General features: G+C 70.5%; 13 protein-coding genes. 4 read left to right on the forward strand and 9 right to left on the reverse strand.

All coding sequences use genetic code 11. From position 1 onward, the window contains the following. Window positions 1-131: 131 nt before the first annotated feature. Both ACIRA5_RS40860 and ACIRA5_RS40865 read right to left on the reverse strand, forming a co-directional pair. Complete coding sequence (locus ACIRA5_RS40860) at window positions 132-2,267, reverse strand: glycogen debranching N-terminal domain-containing protein (protein ID WP_403699844.1); 2,136 nt, start codon at window positions 2,265-2,267, stop codon at window positions 132-134. A 377-nt stretch (window positions 2,268-2,644) separates the two neighbouring features. Next, window positions 2,645-4,171, reverse strand: coding sequence for a DUF4192 domain-containing protein (locus tag ACIRA5_RS40865; RefSeq protein ID WP_403699847.1), 1,527 nt, complete (start codon window positions 4,169-4,171; stop codon window positions 2,645-2,647). 133 nt (window positions 4,172-4,304) lie between these two features. Between ACIRA5_RS40865 and ACIRA5_RS40870 the strand changes: the two genes are divergently transcribed. Both ACIRA5_RS40870 and ACIRA5_RS40875 read left to right on the forward strand, forming a co-directional pair. Beyond that, window positions 4,305-6,503 carry a RecQ family ATP-dependent DNA helicase gene (locus tag ACIRA5_RS40870; RefSeq protein WP_403699850.1) on the forward strand — a complete coding sequence of 733 codons (2,199 nt, stop codon included), beginning with the start codon at window positions 4,305-4,307 and terminating at the stop codon, window positions 6,501-6,503. A 223-nt stretch (window positions 6,504-6,726) separates the two neighbouring features. After that, the gene (locus ACIRA5_RS40875) at window positions 6,727-7,362 is read left to right on the forward strand and encodes a hypothetical protein (RefSeq protein WP_403699853.1); all 636 of its coding nucleotides are present in this window, start codon (window positions 6,727-6,729) and stop codon (window positions 7,360-7,362) included. A 475-nt stretch (window positions 7,363-7,837) separates the two neighbouring features. Here ACIRA5_RS40875 and ACIRA5_RS40880 read toward each other — a convergent pair whose 3' ends face one another. The 3 genes from ACIRA5_RS40880 to ACIRA5_RS40890 all read right to left on the reverse strand — a co-directional run bounded on the left by ACIRA5_RS40880 (window position 7,838) and on the right by ACIRA5_RS40890 (window position 10,113). Next, window positions 7,838-8,464 (reverse strand): hypothetical protein, encoded by a 627-nt coding sequence (locus ACIRA5_RS40880; RefSeq protein ID WP_403699856.1) that lies wholly within the window; start codon window positions 8,462-8,464, stop codon window positions 7,838-7,840. A 68-nt stretch (window positions 8,465-8,532) separates the two neighbouring features. Further along, window positions 8,533-9,234 (reverse strand): ribonuclease HII, encoded by a 702-nt coding sequence (locus ACIRA5_RS40885; protein WP_352051106.1) that lies wholly within the window; start codon window positions 9,232-9,234, stop codon window positions 8,533-8,535. 234 nt (window positions 9,235-9,468) lie between these two features. Further along, window positions 9,469-10,113, reverse strand: a complete 645-nt coding sequence (locus ACIRA5_RS40890; protein WP_403699859.1) for a TetR/AcrR family transcriptional regulator — start codon at window positions 10,111-10,113, stop codon at window positions 9,469-9,471. Window positions 10,114-10,309: 196 nt separating this feature from the next. Between ACIRA5_RS40890 and ACIRA5_RS40895 the strand changes: the two genes are divergently transcribed. Beyond that, window positions 10,310-11,842, forward strand: a complete 1,533-nt coding sequence (locus ACIRA5_RS40895; protein ID WP_403699862.1) for an MFS transporter — start codon at window positions 10,310-10,312, stop codon at window positions 11,840-11,842. Window positions 11,843-12,146: 304 nt separating this feature from the next. Here the strand turns inward: ACIRA5_RS40895 and ACIRA5_RS40900 are convergent, their stop codons facing one another. The 3 genes from ACIRA5_RS40900 to ACIRA5_RS40910 all read right to left on the reverse strand — a co-directional run bounded on the left by ACIRA5_RS40900 (window position 12,147) and on the right by ACIRA5_RS40910 (window position 14,437). After that, on the reverse strand, window positions 12,147-13,052 hold the full coding sequence (locus ACIRA5_RS40900) for an ADP-ribosylglycohydrolase family protein (RefSeq protein WP_403699866.1): 906 nt from the start codon (window positions 13,050-13,052) through the stop codon (window positions 12,147-12,149). Further along, window positions 13,042-13,725 carry a histidine phosphatase family protein gene (locus ACIRA5_RS40905; protein WP_099943680.1) on the reverse strand — a complete coding sequence of 228 codons (684 nt, stop codon included), beginning with the start codon at window positions 13,723-13,725 and terminating at the stop codon, window positions 13,042-13,044. Before ACIRA5_RS40905 ends, ACIRA5_RS40900 begins: the two co-directional genes overlap by 11 nt. 106 nt (window positions 13,726-13,831) lie before the next feature. Beyond that, window positions 13,832-14,437, reverse strand: a complete 606-nt coding sequence (locus tag ACIRA5_RS40910; protein ID WP_099920297.1) for a YdbC family protein — start codon at window positions 14,435-14,437, stop codon at window positions 13,832-13,834. A gap of 156 nt (window positions 14,438-14,593) precedes the next feature. Here ACIRA5_RS40910 and ACIRA5_RS40915 point away from each other — a divergent pair, with 156 nt between their 5' ends. Next, window positions 14,594-15,127 carry a TerD family protein gene (locus ACIRA5_RS40915; RefSeq protein ID WP_099920298.1) on the forward strand — a complete coding sequence of 178 codons (534 nt, stop codon included), beginning with the start codon at window positions 14,594-14,596 and terminating at the stop codon, window positions 15,125-15,127. A gap of 106 nt (window positions 15,128-15,233) precedes the next feature. Here the strand turns inward: ACIRA5_RS40915 and ACIRA5_RS40920 are convergent, their stop codons facing one another. Next, a complete protein-coding gene (locus ACIRA5_RS40920; RefSeq protein WP_403699871.1) occupies window positions 15,234-18,131 on the reverse strand; it encodes a vitamin B12-dependent ribonucleotide reductase in 2,898 nt (965 codons plus the stop codon). Between the last annotated feature and the right edge of the window lie 92 nt (window positions 18,132-18,223).

Consider the following 18,223-nt stretch of genomic DNA (forward strand, 5'->3'; position numbering starts at 1 on the left):
GCCGCGATCATAGTCGTCTGCCTGACGATAAACACGCCCTTCGTCAGTCGCTTCCACTGATGATCCACTTCTGTCCTGTACGGGTCCCACCGGCCGCTGCCGGTCGCCGTCCGAGGACGCTTCGCGCGAGGTCACACTCCCAACTGCAGTCCGCCGGCCGCCTCCTCCACCATCGCGAGACCGAGTCTGCTGACGCGCACGGAGAACGCGGCGCCCGCGATCCGCAGTCTCGTCAGTCCGATCTCGCCCAGCGGCGCGCTACTGACCGGGCGCAGCGTCACGGTCCGGGCCGGGGCGTCGGGGCGGATGCCCGCGAGGGAGGTGAGGAGCAGTACCCCGGCGGCCGCCGCCGTGGCCGCGGGCCGACAGGCAGCGGGGTGCGGGAGCGGGGCGCCGCCTTCCGTGCGCTGCTCTCCCGCGTACATCTCGGGCAGCCTGTTTCCGAAGGTCTCGGCGGCCGCCAGCAGCCCCCGGAGCAGGGCGCTCGCCTCCTTCTCGTAGCCCGCGGTGAACAGACCGGTGACGGCGGTCGCGGTCTCCTGGACGCGCACGGCGCCGCCGCGATGCCCGAAGGGGTTGTACGCCGCCTCCTTGGCACCCAGGCTGCGCAGACCCCAGCCGGAGTCCATGGCCGGGCCGCCCAGCAGCCGTGCGAGCTGCTCGGTCTGCACCTTGTCGAGGAGGCCGGAGGCGAACACGCCGGAGCCGAGCAGCCCCGTGTCGAGGAGGTGGGCGGTGCTCGCGCCGAGGTGGGCTACGAGGCGTCCGTCCGGGGCCCGGGCGGCCGCCGGTCTACCGCCTCCCCGGTCCTCGGCCCAGAAGTCCCCGCGGAACGCGGTCCGCAGTTCCTGGGCCCACTGCACCAGTCCCTCGCCACCCGGCCGGCCGTACGTGTCGAGCAGATCGGCGCCCAGCAGCGCCGCACGGTGGGCGTGCGCCTGCGTCTCGCAGCGGAACGGACCGCCGGGGTGTGGGTCGGGCAGATACGTGCCGTCGCCGACGGTGGTCCGCAGCCATGCGAGGCACCGCTCGGCCGCGGGCAGCAGTTCCTCGGTCTCCTGTTCCGGAAGTCCCCAGCGCCTGGCCTCCGCGAGCAGTACGGGGAACAGCAGGGTCGCCTCGGTGGCCGTGCAGCCCGGAGGCAGGTGCGGGCCGGCGTCCCGGCGCGGGCCGGGGATCAGGCCGGACTGCGCTCCGGGACCCGCGATTTGGGTGCGGGCGAGGGTCCGCAGCGTGCCCGCGGCGAGCCGGGTGCCGAGCGGCAGTGTCATCCGGGCCGCGACCAGTGCCTCGGCCGGCGCCAGGCCACATCGCCACGGCGCCCCCGCCGCGAGGTGCGTGTCCGACGGGTGGGCGGCATCGCGCAGCAGTAACGCCTGGAGGTCCTCGACGCAGGTGTCCATGAGCGCCTGCACCCTGGGGTCGTCGCCCGTGGCACGGGCGACGGAGAGCGGGCTCGTGACGCCGCGGCCGACGGCTCTGGCCGGCCCCGCACCGCCCGGTCGCACCCTCAACTCCAGGCTCCGGGTGCCGCCGGGTGGCAGTTCGAGCTCCCAGCGCAGCAGTCCGGCGGAGGCCAGGGCGTCGGCGGGCGGTGGGTCGGCGGTGACGATCGAGCTGCCGGTGGCGCAGGACCATCGCAGGCCCGAGTCGTGGACGCTGGCGGGCAGTTCGGGCCCGGCTCGGCCCGAGGCGACGGAGCCGAGCTCCGCGAGATCCGTGGCGAGGGCGACCTCGACGGGCACGCGCAGGGCGCGGGGGGAGGCGCTGCGCAGCATAATCCGTTCCGTGCCGTCCGCGTCGCGCGTCCGCTCCACGACCACGTCGGGATCCGGGCCGCCGTCGGCGGAGGCGCGCACCGTCCCGACGAAGCGGGCTCGGTCGGCGGAGAGCATCCGGGCCTGTACGGCGAGTGGTTCGCGCCCCGCCACTCGCACCTGGCAGCGGGACAGTGTCCGGCGGCCCGCGCGGTAGAACCCCTCCAGTCCGCGGCCGGTCAGCTGCCCCTGGTCCGTGGAGATCGCCAGTCCCGGCAGGGCGACGCAGATCAGGGCGTTGTGCACGGGTGGCAGGTCCGTGGTCCGGCGCGGCCCGGGAAGCGGGGTGTGACGAGTTGCCGGACCGCCCGCGCCCGCGAAGGGGCTCAAAGCGCTCTCGACTCCTGCGAACGGGGACTGCGAACCGGCGCGACGCGGGAAGGGCTGAGCGGACCCGCGCACCGGCGGGAGGACACCGTCGGGATCGGAGGGTGGAATGGGCAGGGGCATGTGGCTTCCTCGGTCAGTGCGCCTGGGGCGCGCTCGGCGCCGGGTTGGGGGCTCCGGAGGGGCGAGGGCGTTCGGCGGCGCGGCCCGGCCACAAATACCGCCACACAGGTGAACGGAACGGCCCCGTCCGGGGTCACGCCCTGGACCGGGCAAGCAGACCGGATGGCGGTGGGATGGTCGGTGTGGCATACCGCGGAGGGCTGGTACGGGTGCGGTGGGGGCCAAGCGTTCGGGCTTGGGGATCGAGGGCGCGCGCCGTACGCCCGTGCCCCGCGGGCTGGGGCGTGCCGCCGCGTCGAGTGGAGTGAGACCCGGTGCCCGGGACACCTCAGGTGTCACCCGACCCGCTCATCGTCGATCCGCCCCGCTCTCCACGCTCACGTCTCCTCCCCCACAACCCGCCGACCGCCCTTGCGGCGGGCACGTGCCCTTGCACTCGCCGCCTCAGGCGCGCGCCCGGGTCCCTCCCCGCCGGGCGCGGCCTCATCGGTCGGCCGCCGCCGGCGGAGGCCACCCACCCCGGGGTGACGCCCGCTTCCGCGCGGTGCCTCGATCCCCGCCGGACGTGCCCTGCGCCGGCGTCGGTTCGAGGTGCCCGGCCGCTCGGCGACATCGCGCGGCGTCGAGCGATCGGGACCCGATGGCTGTTCCGCTTCCGTGCCTGTCCGGCCGGTGCGCTCCGCGCGCAGGCAGCGGCGGATCGACTCCGGGTCGAGGCCCTCGTTGCACGCCTGGTGCAGGAGACGGGCGAAGAGGTAGTCGGGATCGGCGCCGAGTGCCATGGCCAGGGCCTCGCGAGCCTCCAGTTCGTCACCGGTCGACCATGCGACCCACCCCGCGAGGGTGAGGGGTGCCGCCGCGTGCTCGCCGTAGGGGCCGACGCAGCGGCGGGCCAGCGCCCTCCAGAGACGCAGGGCCGGGCCTGCCTCGTCGCCCTCCATCCACTCGGCGGCGCGGTCGCGGGTCGCGCGGTCCTGAAGTCCGAGGATCAAGGTGGCGGCCTCGTCGTGCTCCAGGAGGCCGTCGTCGCGGAGGTCCGCCGGGCGTGTGCCGGACACGGGCGGCGCGTCGGCAAATCGCTTCACGATCTGCCGGGCCAGTCCGAGGGTCTCCTCGGCCACCTCCGCACGGCCCTCGCCGTCGAGGATCCTTGGAACCAGGGCCATGCTCGCCGTGTCGAGCGCGGTCTGCTGCTCCTGTGCGGCCGCGCCTTCCCACGGAATGAACCGAGCGGTGAATTCCCTCAGCGATCCGCGCACTTGGAGGCCGGCGTAGGTCGCGGCGGCGGCAAGGACGGAGGTGCCGGGCAGTCCCATCGGATGCCCCTCGGACGAACAGCACCCCTGGCCGGGGCAGCAGTACGACCAGAAGCGGCCGTCGGAGATGCACAGGGCCTCGATGACGGGGACGTCGAGGCGACCGCAGGCAGTGCGCAGAAACTGCGCGAGCGGCCGCAGACGTTCCATGACGTCCCGTCCCGATTCTCCGGTCCCCGGCTCCTGGCAGAGGTAGGCGACCATGTTCTCGGGCCGTGCCCCTCTGCGCTCGCTTCCCTTCACCAGTCCTTGCGCCAGCTGATCGGCGACGGACGGCCAGTCGTCCGCGTGGGCGGGGATGCCGAGCCGTGCCCGCCCGCCGAAGCGGCCGCGCCTCTCCCCGTCGTGCAGGGCCACCAGCACGATGCTGTCCTCGGGCCGGTATCCGAGCAGGTAGGGCAGGGCATCGGCCAGTTCGGCCGGTGTGCGCAGGGTCACCTGGTGCTGCCCGGGCAGGTCGTGCCCATCGTGCGCGCCCCGTCCGCTGTGCCCGCTCGACGCGTGGCTTGCGCTGCCTCCCGCGTGCCGACCGCGCCCGCTGATGTCACTGTCACCGGACGTGCCGGCTGCTTCGTTGTGATTCGTCATGCCGTGACCATCCCGCGGATCTCGAAATTCCGCTTTGCCCTGTGGATAACCTTGGCCATGACCACGACATGACTTGTCCACAACCCGGCGGCCTCATTCGCGTGATGTCCGACCCATCGGGTTGCATGGGGCCATGAGCAACGACGACCCACGCCCCGCGACCCACACGGACCTGCCCAACGCCGACCTGCGCGCCGCGGCCGATGCCGTACTCGCCCGCCTTGTCGGCGCCTCGGCGGGCGAGGCCCGGCTGCGCGAGGACCAGTGGCGCGCCATCGAGGCCCTGGTGGCCGACAAGCGCAGAGCCCTCGTCGTGCAGCGCACGGGCTGGGGCAAGTCCGCCGTGTACTTCGTCGCCACCGCGCTGCTGCGCGAGCGGGGCGCCGGGCCCACGGTCATCGTCTCGCCGCTCCTCGCCCTCATGCGTAACCAGGTGGAGGCCGCCGCCCGCGCCGGTATCCACGCGCGGAGCATCAACTCGTCGAACACGGAGGAGTGGGAGACGATCCAGGCCGAGGTGGCCGCGAGCGAGGTCGACGTGCTCCTGGTGAGCCCTGAGCGGCTCAACAATCCCGACTTCCGCGATCAGGTGCTGCCCAAGCTGGCCGCGGCGACCGGCCTGCTCGTGGTCGACGAGGCACACTGCATCTCCGACTGGGGACACGATTTCCGGCCGGACTACCGCAGGCTGCGCACGATGCTCGCCGATCTCCCGCCGGGCGTCCCCGTCCTGGCCACCACCGCGACCGCCAACGCGCGCGTGACGGCCGATGTGGCCGAGCAGCTGGGCACCGGCGCCAGCACCGACGCACTCGTCCTGCGCGGGCCGCTGGACCGGGAGAGCCTGAGCCTCGGTGTGCTGCGGCTGCCGGACGCCGCCCACCGGATGGCCTGGCTCGCCGAACACCTGAGCGACCTGCCGGGCTCGGGCATCATCTACACACTGACCGTGGCCGCCGCCGAGGAGGTCACCGCGTTCCTGCGCCAGAGCGGGCACACCGTCACCTCGTACACCGGAAAGACGGAGAACGCGGACCGCCAGCAGGCGGAGGAGGACCTCCTCGCCAACCGCGTCAAGGCCCTGGTCGCCACCTCCGCGCTGGGCATGGGCTTCGACAAGCCCGACCTCGGATTCGTGGTGCACCTGGGCTCCCCCTCCTCCCCCATCGCGTACTACCAGCAGGTGGGTCGCGCGGGCCGCGGGGTGAAGCATGCCGAGGTGCTTCTCCTGCCGGGCAAGGAGGACCAGGCGATCTGGGAGTACTTCGCGTCGATCGCCTTCCCTCCGGAGGAGCAGGTCCGCCGGACCCTGGACGTCCTGGCCCGCGCCGAGAGGCCGCTCTCGCTGCCCGCCCTCGAACCCCTGGTGGAGCTGCGCAGGTCCCGTCTGGAGACGATGCTCAAAGTGCTCGACGTGGACGGCGCGGTGCGGCGCGTCCAGGGCGGCTGGATCTCCACGGGCATGCCCTGGACGTACGACACCGAGCGCTACGCCTGGGTCGCCAAGCAGCGGGCCGCCGAACAGCAGGCGATGCGCGACTACGTGTCGACCACCGGCTGCCGGATGGAGTTTCTGCGGCGCCAGCTCGACGACGAGCTGGCGAAGCCGTGCGGGCGCTGCGACACCTGTGCGGGAGCGCGGTACGAGGCGTCCGTGTCCCCCACCGCGCTCGACGCGGCCAATGGCGAGCTGGGCCGCGCCGGTGTCGACGTCGACCCCCGCAAGATGTGGCCTACGGGCCTGCCGGCCGTCGGCGTCGACCTGAAGGGGCGAATCCCGGCGGGCGAACAGGCCTCACCGGGGCGCGCCTTGGGGCGGCTCTCGGACATCGGCTGGGGCAACCGGCTGCGGCCGATGCTCACACCCCAGGCACCGGACGGACCCGTGCCGGACGATGTGGCGAAGGCCGTGGTCGGCGTCCTGACCGACTGGGCGAAGGGGCCCGGCGGCTGGGCCTCCGGGCAGCCCGACGCGCAGCCGCGCCCGGTCGGCGTCGTCACCATGGCCTCGCGCAGGCGTCCACAGTTGATCCAGTCGCTGGGCGCGCGGATCGCGGAGGTCGGCCGACTGCCGCTGCTGGGGTCCGTGGAGTACGTCGGCGAGGCCGTCTCACAAGTCTCCCGGAGCAACAGCGCCCAGCGACTCAAGGCACTCGACGGGGCGCTGGCCGTGCCGCCCGCGCTGGCAGCAGCCCTCAAGGAAGCAGGCGGTCCCGTGCTGCTCGTGGACGACGCCACCGAGACGGGCTGGACACTCGCCGTCGCCGCGCGCATGCTGCGACGATCCGGGGCGCAGGGGGTGTTGCCGCTGGTCCTGGCCGTACAGGCGTGACCCATGTGTCGCAAACAAGAACAGTGGGCAGGGATATACGCGACGTATAGCCGGAAAACGGTCGGTGGCCCCAATTGCTCGTTGCCGCAACCAAGTTCGACAGGAAGAATTGAGGTCCGCTCCCCGCACGGCTCGCCCGTGATCCGGTAGGGCTCTGCTGCGGCGTGCGCTCCCCCAAGTCCGACCCCGCCCGCTGTGTGGGCGCGTAGCCGAAGGGAGGACCGTGACCTTCGGATTCGCTCCGTCCTCGGCGGCATCCATGTCGACGTCTGCCGATCTGTCCGCCGCTTCCGCCAACCCACTGACCCGTATGCTCGAACCCGCCGAATGGGCCGCTGCGGGGATTCCGCTGCTGCGCAATCCCCGGGAGGTCGTCAGCGGATTGCACGCACGGCACCGGCCGAGACCCACGACCGCCATCGTGGCCGTCCTCGACGCGGACGAACGGCTACGGGCGAGCGCCTCGTTCACCCGGCGGTCGGCGCCGGCCGACGGCTGGATGTTCCGCAACTCCCTGCTGGCGCAGCTGCGCCGGGTGATCCCGCACGACCTGCGGCGCCGCACCCCGGTACGCACGGCCGTGCTGCTCTACTGCCGCGAGGGCGACGCACGGTGGACCGAGGAGGACGGGGCGTGGATGTGGGGGCTGCGGGACGCCTGCACCCTCCACGGGCTGCGCTGCGGGGCCTACATCACGCTGACGCACGACGGCTGGCAGGTACTCGGCGAGGGCCGTGGCGGACGCCGTCCGAGCGCGGACTCCCCACCGGAGGCCTTCGCCCTGACAGAGGCACCGCCGCCGCTCCCGCGCACCGGGGGCGCCGCGTCGGAGGTGCTGCGCCGGGCGGCCGCCCGCTGAGTAGCCCACAGCCGTGAGGCGTCGGCGCCCGCCCAGGTGCCGAGCGCCTTGGGGCCCCTGAGGGGCACTCGCCCCCGTGGCCCGGGCGCGTCCGCCCGCACCGTGGTGGCCCCACGGCGCGCGGACCGGGCAAGGGCAGCGCCGTAGCGCTTGCGCCCGCTCCAGAGGCGTACGCGCCTCCGGAACATGCGGACGGCCACCCGGCCGTCCGGCGTGCGCCGCGGAGACACCCCGTCGTCAGAGACGCGCACCGCCGCCACCATGCCCTCGGCCAGCAAGCACTCCCTACGGGCCACGAACCACAGGCACAAAGCCACAGACACATAAACCACAGGCACATAAACCACAGGCGCGCTTACTGCAGGCACACCAAAACGACCGCCGTACAGGTGGTGCCGTAGGGGCACCACCATCACGCCCGAGACATCGCCCAGAGCATCGCCCGAGCGAATCCCGGACAGTGTCCGGGATTCGTTCAGACCCCGGCGCCCAGCACCGAGTTGATCTGCTGCGGGTCGCCACAGACGATCAACAGGGCGCCGGCCCGGCCGAGGGCCAGGGGCAGGGCGGTGGCGGCGGCAGCGTCGGGACCGCCGTTGACGGCGACCACGACCACGGGACGGGACCCGGCCCGGCCCGCGACGGAGGCGTCGGCGTAGAAGACGTCGTCGCCCGCGTCGTGCTGCGCCCAGTAGGCGGCTTCACCGAAGGAGAGTTCGTGCGCGGCCCACGGATGCGATTCGCCGGTGGTGATCACCAGCACCTCACCGGGGGCTCGGCCCGACTCCAACAGCAGGTCGACCGCTTCTTCGGCGGCGTCCAGCGCACCCTCGACCGAGGCCGGGATCAGCTGGATCTGTGGGGTGGCGGCAGCGGGCGCGGCCGCCGGGGCGGTTGACCCCGGCGTGGCCACGACCGGCTCACGCGGGGTGCGTTGGGCCGGCATCGGCCGGACAGGTCCCGGACGTCCGGGACGCGACGGAGCCGCGGGACGGGGACCGGGTACGGGACGGGGGGTCGGCGCGGTGCGGCCACTGGCCGGAGTCGCGCGGGGACCCTGGGCACTCTCGTGAATCTGAGGCTCCTCGGGAATGAGAGGCATGAGCTGATATTTATCAAACGCCGGTGCGACTCGCGTCGGCGGGTGGCACATGAGTGCGAGCGGAACCGTCAGAAATCGAAGCCGAGCTGACCTTCGATCTCCGGAGCGCTTCCGTCCGCCCAGCTGCGGACCTTCTTGAGGTGCCGCCACTGGGGCAGCGCATCAAGATACGCCCATGACAGCCGGTGGTACGGAGTGGGGCCCCGTTCCTCCAGTGCGGCCTTGTGCACCGGAGACGGATACCCGGCGTTGGCCGCAAAACCGAAGTCTGCATGGTCGACACCCAGTTCGGCCATCATTTTGTCGCGCTGAACCTTGGCGATCACCGAGGCCGCCGCAACGGCCACACAGGACTGGTCACCCTTGATCACCGTGCGAACCCGCCACGGCGACCCGAGGTAGTCGTGCTTCCCATCGAGGATGACCGCGTCGGGGCGGACGGGCAAGGCCTCCAGGGCCCGCACCGCGGCCAGGCGCAGCGCGGCCGTCATCCCCAGGTCGTCGATCTCCTCAGGAGAGGCATGCCCCAGGGCGTACGACGTCACCCATTTCTCCAACTCCGCGGCCATCACGGTACGGCGCTTGACGGTGAGGAGTTTGGAGTCGGTGAGGCCCTCGGGCGGACGGCGTAGTCCCGTGACGGCGGCGCAGACGGTGACCGGGCCGGCCCACGCACCTCGGCCCACCTCGTCGACACCGGCAATGATCTTCGCTCCGGTCGTGGCGCGGAGGGAGCGCTCGACGGTGTGAGTCGGTGGTTCGTACGGCATGTCGCCCTCAGCCTACGCCGCCCCGAGCCCCTCGCGACACCCAGGTTTCCCTGAGCGACCACGGCCCCGCCACCAGCACGAACCAGTCACCCGACGATCCACACATCAGACCCCCGGCCACCCCCGATCCAGCCGCCCCAGCATCGGCCCCACCATCCGCCCGGCCATCCACCCGGCCATCCGCGGACCAACGACCCGACGGTCCACGAACCAGCGACCCGACGGTCCACGGATTCAGGCCCCGGCGTGCCGCGGATCAGCCCCCGCCCGTCGCAGCAGCGGGACCATCAGCTGGTCGATCATCTCCTCCAGATCCCGTTCACTCCATTCGCTCGCGCACACCTTCGAGCGATACATCATCATCGCTGGAATGGCGTCGAAGACGTAGGAGTTCGCAGCGTCCGGTCGCACCTCTTCCCGCTCGATTCCGCGGTGAACGATCTCTCGCAGCAGATGCTTGGTCGGCTCGATGACCCCTCCGGCGATCAGACTCTGAAACCGTTCCGCCTGCGCCACATCACATTCGTGAAGCACTGAGCGCAGCGCGAATCCGGGCTGCGAGTACATCGCCTCGCGCACCTGCCGGCACAGTTCCAGCAGGTCGTCCCGGACGCTTCCGAGGTCGGGGGCCTCCGTCAGACTCGGCAGCCCGGCCTTCAGCGCGTCCGCGACGAGGTCCTCCTTGGACGGCCAGCGACGGTAGACCGCGGCCTTGCCGGTCTGGGCCCGGGCGGCGACACCCTCCATCGTGAGGCCGTTCCAGCCGACCGTACTGAGCTGCTCGAGCGCGGCGTCGAGGATCGCACGTTCGAGCACGGCACCGCGTCGGCGCAGGGAGGCCGCCTGAGCGGGAGCGGCCGTCCAACGCGAAGTAACCATCTGAGTGTCTCCGTTGTGCATGGGGGAGCGGGGAGTTCGGGGAGAGCGAGCGGTCAAGTGACGACACGCGGCAGCGACTTCAGTGAACGCTTGCGTTCACTGTCGGGGACTCACTACCGTTGCCGCAACAGTGAACGCGAGCGTTCACTAACGCACTTGTGGGGGAACCATAGTGACAACCTCTCAAACCTCTCAGTTGATCCAGGACCCAAAGCCAGGAGCGGCCCGCCGGGAGGGGCACCCCGGCATCGCACTCGCCGTCATCGCGGCCTGCCAACTCATGGTGGTACTCGACTCGACGATTGTGAACATCGCCCTCCCGCACATTCAAGACGCGCTCAATTTCAGCACGACCGACCTGACCTGGGTGATCAGCGCGTACACCCTCACCTTCGGTGGCCTGCTCCTTCTCGGCGGCCGCGCGGGTGACATCCTCGGTCGGCGCCGGGTCTTCATGACCGGCATCATGCTGTTCACGCTCGCCTCGCTGCTCGGTGGACTCGCCCAGGAGCCCTGGCAGTTGCTGGCCGCGCGGGCCCTCCAGGGCGTGGGTGGCGCGATAGCGTCGCCCACCGCGCTGGCACTCATCACCACCACCTTCCCCGAGGGCCCGGAACGCAACCGGGCCTTCGCCGTCTTCGCCGCCGTCTCCGCGGGCGGCGGCGCCATCGGGCTCCTGGCGGGCGGCATGCTCACCGAGTGGCTCGACTGGCGCTGGGTGCTCTTCGTCAACGTGCCCATCGGTGTGCTGATCACCGTGCTCGCCCCGATGTACATCAACGAGTCCGAGCGCCACCCGGGGCGCTTCGACGTCGCAGGCGCGCTCACCTCGACGGCCGGTATGGCCTCTCTGGTATACGGATTCATCCGCGCCGCGGAGGACGGCTGGCGCGACAGCCTCACGATCGGGTCGTTCGCCACGGCGCTGGTCCTGTTGCTGGGCTTCGCGTTCATCGAGACCCGGGCGAAGGAACCGATCACTCCGCTGAAGATGTTCGGCGACCGTAACCGCTCCGGCACGTACGTGATCATGCTCAGTCTGGCCGCGGCGATGTTCGGGATGTTCTTCTTCATCGTCCTGTTCGTGCAGAACGTGCTGGGTTACAGCCCGATCCAGGCCGGTCTGGCGTTCCTGCCCGTGACGGCGGCGATCGGCATCGGAGCGGGGCTGTCGCAGCGGTTCCTGCCGGTCCTCGGACCCAAGCCGTTCATGGTCGTCGGCTCCGCCCTCGTCGCGCTCGGGCTCGGCTGGCTGACCTTCATGAGCCCCGACAGCACGTACGTCGGCGGGGTGCTCGGCCCGATGCTGCTCTTCGCCTTCGGCATGGGCCTGAACTTCGTGACACTGACCCTGACAGCGGTCTCCGGCGTCGCCCAGCACGAGGCGGGCGCCGCGTCCGGACTCCTCAACGTCACCCAGCAGGTGGGCGGTTCGCTCGGTCTTTCCATCCTGACCACGGTCTTCGGCTCGGCCAGCCGGGACGAGGCGGAGAAGCAGTTGCCGAAGTTCCTGGCGAACGGCTCGCCCGAGCAGAAGGCGGAGTTCGCCAAGACCCACCAGCTGCCCGCTCCGTGGGGCCACGACGTGCTCGCCCACGGCATCTCGACCGCCTTCGTCCCGGCCGTCGCGATGGCGGTACTGGCCCTGGCCACCGCAGCGCTGGTGATCCGGGTCCGCAAGAGCGACCTGGAGGCCCTCTCGGGCACGGCGGGGCCCGCCGCGGGCTGAGGGGGACCCGCCGAAGCCTGGCGGGGGCTGCGGAGGCCGGTCCCCGGTCCGGGATACGGACGACGAGGACCACGGTCCGGCCATCCGCAGCGAAACGGCACCCCCGGGCCTGGCCTTGCAAGCAGCTGTACGACACCGGGGGCGGCCTTCGAGGACTTACGGCACCGAGGGCAGCCCCTGCCGGAGGTACGGCAGGGGGTCCGGGCCTCGCAGTCAGCGGCACGGCAGCTTGTACGGCCCCGCGAGCGGCACCACAGCGCCAGGGTGAGCGGACTCCCCGGCGTCACCGAACCGTCCCCGCGGCCTACGCCCCCGCCCGCACCCAACCCGGCAGGCTCTCCGTCCGCTCCACCCACTCCCCCGGCGGCGCCCCCGCCTTGCCCGCGGCGATCACACCGCCGACGATGGCGCAGGTCGTGTCCATGTCGCCGCCCACCTGGGCGGTCGACCAGAAGCCCTCTTCGTAGTCGCCCAGGGCACGGGCCGCGGACCAGAGCGCGAACGGCACCGTGTCGTGCGCCGTCGTACGCCGCCCGCAGCCCAGTACGGCGGCGACCGTCGCGGTGTCCCCGTAGTCGAGCATGTCGCGAGCGCGCCGCAGACCGGCTCCCACGGCGCTGCGCGGGACGAGCGCGACGACGCCGTCGAGCAGTGCCTCGGCACTCGGCGGGCTCGCCGGGTCGGCGGCCAGGGCGGCGGCCGCGGCGACGGCCATGGCGCCCACGACGGCCTCGCGGTGCTGGTGGGTGGTGTACGCCGAGATCTCCGCCTGGTGGACAGCCTGCTCCGGGTCGTCCGCGTACCAGGCCCCCAGAGGGGCGATCCGCATCGCGGCGCCGTTGCCCCACGAGCCCTGTCCCTTGAAGAGGGCGGACGCCAGCGCCCGCCAGTCACCCCCCTCCCGGATCTGCCCGAGCAGCCGGTTGACCGCGGGGCCGTAGCCCCGGTCGACATCGTGGTGCTCGGCGAAGGAGCCGGCCAGCGCGTCCTGGTCGATGCGGCGGTGCTGGGCCAAAACGGCCACTACGGAGGAGGCCATTTCAGTGTCGTCCGTCCACCGCCAGGGACCGGACGGCAGCTCGCGTCGCTTGAGCAGCGGGTAGTTCACGGGCACGAAGAACCGCGAGCCCAGCGCGTCCCCCACCGCGAGTCCGCGCAGGCTGGCCAGGGCGCGGTCCAGGCGTCCGCCAGGAGAGGAATCAGAGGTCATCGCCCTGCCACTCTATCCCGGGGTCCCCGTACGACTCAGGTACACACCAGCGCTCGAACGGGCGGTCAAGCGTGTACCTACCGTCGTCACCGAGGACGAGCATCCGCATCTCGGCGTTCCCCGGATTCGACAGCGATTCGAACTCCGCGACCGTCCAGTGGAACCAGCGCATGCAGAACAGCCGCATGGCAAGACCATGGGTCACCAGGAGCACGTTCGACGGGTGGTCGGGGGCCTCGAAGCTCCGGTAGAGGCTCTCCAGGAAGCCGCCGACCCGGTCGTAGACGTCGGCGCCGGACTCGCCCTGCGCGAAGCGGTAGAAGAAATGCCCGTACGCGTCCCGATAGGCCTTCTGGAGGCGTACGTCGTCGCGGTCCTGCCAGTTGCCCCAGTCCTGCTCGCGCAGCCGCGGCTCCTCGCGCACCCGTATGAGCTCGGGGTCGAGGTGGAAGGCGCGGAGCGTCTCGTGCGTACGACGGTACGGCGACACGTAAACGCTTACGCGCTCTCGCCCGAAGACCTCCCGCAACCGTTTCCCCGTCTCCTCCGCCTGCTGCCACCCCTTCTCGGTGAGCGCCAGAGCGTGGTCTGGCTCGCGTTCATAAACGGTGTCATCGGCGTTGCCCGCTGACTCACCGTGCCGGACAAGGACGATACGCCGTGGTCGAACCATGCCAAGACCCTAAAACGGCTGACGGCCGATCGAGCACTCGTACGGGCTCCATACGGCATAGGTCACACGTTCTCCGCGCAGATCACACTCGCGGACGGCACTCCGGTCAGACCGTCCAGGAGGGCTCCAGCGCCACTATGTCGCCGGTCAGGGCCGCGACATCGGCCTCCGTCTGGGCGCGCAGCGCGAGCCGTTCCACCCGCTCGGCCCGGTATTTACCATGTTCGGCGGCCGACTGCCACATGGACAGGATCAGGAACTCATGGCCCGGCGCCTCACCGAACAGGCCCCGCACCATGCCGGGCGAGCCCGCCATCGCGGGGTTCCAGACCTTCTCCTGCATCAGCGCGAAGTGTTCGGCCCGTTCCTCGTGGATGCGGCAGTGGGCCACCCGCAGCAGGTCGGCGTCCGTGAAGCGCGGCTCGAAGCCGGTCTTCACATCGAACCGGTGATCGAAGAGTTTGGCCTGCGAGTCCTTGAAGGTCCCCGACTGGGCAGCCGCGAGCCGGTCGTGCGAACGGGCCATGAAGGAGTCGTAGAAGGCACGGCTCTCCCAGAAGGCGAAGATGTGCGCCACCCCGGGCCGCCCTCGGCTCCAGCCCCCGCCCTGCCCTCGGAATCCCGGCTCACCCAGCAGCCCCGCCCACTTTCGCTGCCCCCGCTCGAAACCGCGGCGGTCCACCACGGTGCAGCGAATCCACTTGACCAGCACCGCGCCATCGTAAGGCCACGGAGCGTGGCGTCGGTCACGCTCCGGCGGAGTGCACCCGCGCGAGCGCCCCCGCGCGCGTGGCACGATGGACAACCGGCCTTGACAACAGAGCAGTTGAGGGCCGAAGAAGATGGGGAACGGGGAGGGGGAGATCCAATGACCGGTCTCAACAAGGGCATCCGCAAGGTCGAGCTCGCGGTGAAGTGGGACCCGAGTCCCGTCGGCGAGCCCGCGACCGACCTCGACATCATCGCGGCGACGTACGTGGCCGCCGATCCATACGGAATTCCCGCCTATGTGGTGCACTTCGACAGCCGCTCCCCGGACGGCACCATCTACCTCAACCGGGACAGCAAGGACGGCAAGGGCTTCGGCTGGGACGAGGTCATGACGCTGGAACTCGACCGCCTCAACAGCGGCTACACGCGTGTGGTGGTGGGCGTACTCATCCAGCAGCGTTCCGGCCACAAGTCGTTCGTGGGCGTCCTCAATCCGGGCCTGCGTATGCGGGAGGGCTACACCGTGCTGGCGGAGGACAACTTCGGCGGCGTCCTGGGGGCCACGGCCGCGACCGTCGGCGAGTTCGTACGCGACGCCTCGGGAGAGTGGACCTTCCATCCGGGGATCCACGGCTACGACACCGACCCGGCCGAGTTCCCGCGCATCATGGGCACGCGCCACGACGCCTGAATCAGCCCTCTCCGTAGGAGACACCTGAAACAGCCTTCTCCGTAGCAGCGAGAAAACGCCGAAGGGCGGCACGACCGGTGGTCGTGCCGCCCTTCAGGGCTTCGGGTCAGCTGCAACCGCTGGTCGAGCCGCAGCCCTCGCAGATGTAGCAGGAACCGGCCCGCTGCATCTTCGTACCGCAGGAGAAGCACAGGGGGGCGTCCGCCTGGATGCCCAGCTGCATCTCCACCAGTTCGGCACTGGTGTGGGCCTGCTTCGGGGCGGGCTTCGCCGCCTCGACCTCGGCCTTCGGGGTGGCCACGGCCTTCAGCTCCTGCGCGCGGGGCGCGGACTGGGCCAGGCCCTCGACGTCCATGTCGACATCGTCGGACGGCTCGTAGGAGCCCGTCTCCAGGTGACGCTGACGCTCGTCGGCGGAGTGGATGCCGAGCGCGGAGCGCGTCTCGAAGGGCAGGAAGTCCAGCGCCAGGCGACGGAAGATGTAGTCGACGATCGACTGCGCCATCCGCACGTCCGGGTCGTCCGTCATGCCGGCCGGCTCGAAGCGCATGTTCGTGAACTTCGAGACGTACGTCTCGAGGGGCACGCCGTACTGCAGACCCACGGAGACCGCGATCGAGAAGGCGTCCATCATGCCCGCGAGGGTGGAGCCCTGCTTCGACATCTTCAGGAAGACCTCGCCGAGACCGTCGTCCGGGTAGGAGTTGGCGGTCATGTAGCCCTCGGCGCCACCCACCGTGAAGGAGGTGGTGATGCCGGGACGCCCCTTGGGGAGGCGCTTGCGGACCGGGCGGTACTCGACGACCTTCTCGACCGCGGTGCGGATGGTGTCCTCGGCCTGCGCCGTGACCTCGGCCTTCTCCTTCTCCTTGGTCTTGGCGGAGAGGGGCTGGCCGACCTTGCAGTTGTCGCGGTAGATCGCGAGCGCCTTGACGCCCATCTTCCACGCCTCGAAGTAGACCTCTTCGACGTCCTCGACGGTCGCCGTCTCCGGCAGGTTGACCGTCTTGGAGAGCGCGCCGGAGATCCAGGGCTGGATCGCGGCCATCATGCGGACGTGGCCCATCGCGGAGATGGAGCGCTCGCCCATGGCGCAGTCGAAGACCTCGTAGTGCTCGTGCTTGAGGCTCGGGGCGTCGACGACATTGCCGTTCTCGGCGATGTGGGCGACGATCGCCTCGATCTGCTCCTCCTGGTAGCCCAGGCGGCGCAGGGCCTGCGGGACGGTGCCGTTGACGATCTGCATCGAGCCGCCGCCGACCAGCTTCTTGAACTTGACCAGCGCGAGGTCGGGCTCGAGGCCGGTGGTGTCGCAGGACATCGCGAGACCGATGGTGCCGGTCGGGGCGATGACCGAGGCCTGCGCGTTGCGGAATCCGTTCTTCTCACCGAGGTGCAGCACGTCCTGCCAGGCCTCCGTGGCGGCGGCCCAGATCGGCGTGTCCAGGTCGTCCATACGAACGGCCACGGCGTTGGCGTCGGAATGCTGCTTCATGACGCGCTGGTGCGGCTGCGCGTTGCGGGCGTAGCCGTCGTACGGGCCGACGACCGCGGCGAGCTCGGCGGAACGCCGGTAGGAGGTGCCGGTCATCAGCGAGGTGATGGCACCGGCGAGGGCGCGACCGCCGTCGGAGTCGTACGCGTGACCGGTCGCCATCAGGAGGGCGCCCAGGTTGGCGTAGCCGATGCCCAGCTGACGGAAGGCGCGGGTGTTCTCGCCGATCTTCTGAGTCGGGAAGTCCGCGAAGCAGATCGAGATGTCCATCGCGGTGATGACCAGCTCGACGACCTTGGCGAAGCGCTCGACCTCGAAGGACTGATGGCCCTTGCCGTCGTCCTTGAGGAACTTCATCAGGTTCAGCGAGGCGAGGTTGCAGGACGTGTTGTCCAGGTGCATGTACTCGCTGCACGGGTTCGAGCCGTTGATACGACCGGACTCCGGGCACGTGTGCCAGTGGTTGATCGTGTCGTCGTACTGGATGCCCGGGTCGGCGCAGGCCCAGGCGGCCTCGGCCATCTTGCGGAAGAGCGTCTTGGCGTCGACCTCCTCGATGACCTCGCCGGTCATACGGGAGGTGAGACCGAACTTGCCGCCCTCCTCGACCGCCTTCATGAACGTGTCGTTCACACGGACCGAGTTGTTGGCGTTCTGGTACTGGACGGACGTGATGTCGTCGCCGCCCAGGTCCATGTCGAAGCCCGCGTCACGCAGGGCGCGGATCTTCTCCTCCTCCTTGACCTTGGTCTCGATGAAGTCCTCGATGTCGGGGTGGTCGACGTCGAGGATGACCATCTTGGCCGCGCGGCGCGTGGCGCCACCCGACTTGATCGTTCCTGCGGAGGCGTCGGCACCGCGCATGAAGGAGACGGGACCCGAGGCGTTGCCGCCCGAGGAGAGGAGCTCCTTGGAGGAGCGGATACGGGAGAGGTTCAGGCCGGCGCCGGAGCCGCCCTTGAAGATCATGCCCTCTTCCTTGTACCAGTCGAGGATCGACTCCATGGAGTCGTCGACGGACAGGATGAAGCAGGCCGAGACCTGCTGGGGCTGAGGCGTTCCGACGTTGAACCAGACCGGGCTGTTGAAGCTGAAGATCTGGTGCAGGAGGGCGTACGCCAGCTCGTGCTCGAAGATCTCGGCGTCGGCGGGCGAGGCGAAGTACTTGTAGTCCTCGCCGGCCTTCCGGTACGTCTTCACGATGCGGTCGATGAGCTGCCTGAGGCTCACCTCGCGCTGCGGGGTGCCCACGGCACCACGGAAGTACTTGCTGGTGACGATGTTGACCGCGTTCACCGACCAGAAGCCGGGGAACTCGACGCCACGCTGCTCGAAATTGATCGAGCCGTCGCGCCAGTTGGTCATGACGACGTCACGGCGCTCCCATTCCACCTCGTCGTACGGGTGCACGCCGGGGGTGGTGTGGATGCGCTCGATGCGCAGTCCCTTGCTGGCCTTGGTGCCCTTGGCGCGGGAACCTCGTGCCGGACCGCTCGCCGTCTCTGTCATGCCGCCTCCCTGTATCGGGCTAAAACGCCCTGAAGTGCCACGTTCTTCCCATGGCATGGTGTGTGTCTGGTGCTGCGGGCGCCGCTACGCGG

The sequence above is a fragment of the Streptomyces sp. NPDC096311 genome, from assembly GCF_044763085.1.
GTDB lineage: Bacteria > Actinomycetota > Actinomycetes > Streptomycetales > Streptomycetaceae > Streptomyces.

Coding starts and splice junctions, on each gene's coding strand:
- ACIRA5_RS40860 (WP_403699844.1), bottom strand. CDS start 2,267: ATGCCCCTGCCCATTCCACCCTCCGATCCCGACGGTGTCCTCCCGCCG.
- ACIRA5_RS40865 (WP_403699847.1), bottom strand. CDS start 4,171: ATGACGAATCACAACGAAGCAGCCGGCACGTCCGGTGACAGTGACATC.
- ACIRA5_RS40870 (WP_403699850.1), top strand. CDS start 4,305: ATGAGCAACGACGACCCACGCCCCGCGACCCACACGGACCTGCCCAAC.
- ACIRA5_RS40880 (WP_403699856.1), bottom strand. CDS start 8,464: ATGCCTCTCATTCCCGAGGAGCCTCAGATTCACGAGAGTGCCCAGGGT.
- ACIRA5_RS40885 (WP_352051106.1), bottom strand. CDS start 9,234: ATGCCGTACGAACCACCGACTCACACCGTCGAGCGCTCCCTCCGCGCC.
- ACIRA5_RS40890 (WP_403699859.1), bottom strand. CDS start 10,113: ATGGTTACTTCGCGTTGGACGGCCGCTCCCGCTCAGGCGGCCTCCCTG.
- ACIRA5_RS40900 (WP_403699866.1), bottom strand. CDS start 13,052: ATGACCTCTGATTCCTCTCCTGGCGGACGCCTGGACCGCGCCCTGGCC.
- ACIRA5_RS40905 (WP_099943680.1), bottom strand. CDS start 13,725: ATGGTTCGACCACGGCGTATCGTCCTTGTCCGGCACGGTGAGTCAGCG.
- ACIRA5_RS40915 (WP_099920298.1), top strand. CDS start 14,594: ATGACCGGTCTCAACAAGGGCATCCGCAAGGTCGAGCTCGCGGTGAAG.
- ACIRA5_RS40920 (WP_403699871.1), bottom strand. CDS start 18,131: ATGACAGAGACGGCGAGCGGTCCGGCACGAGGTTCCCGCGCCAAGGGC.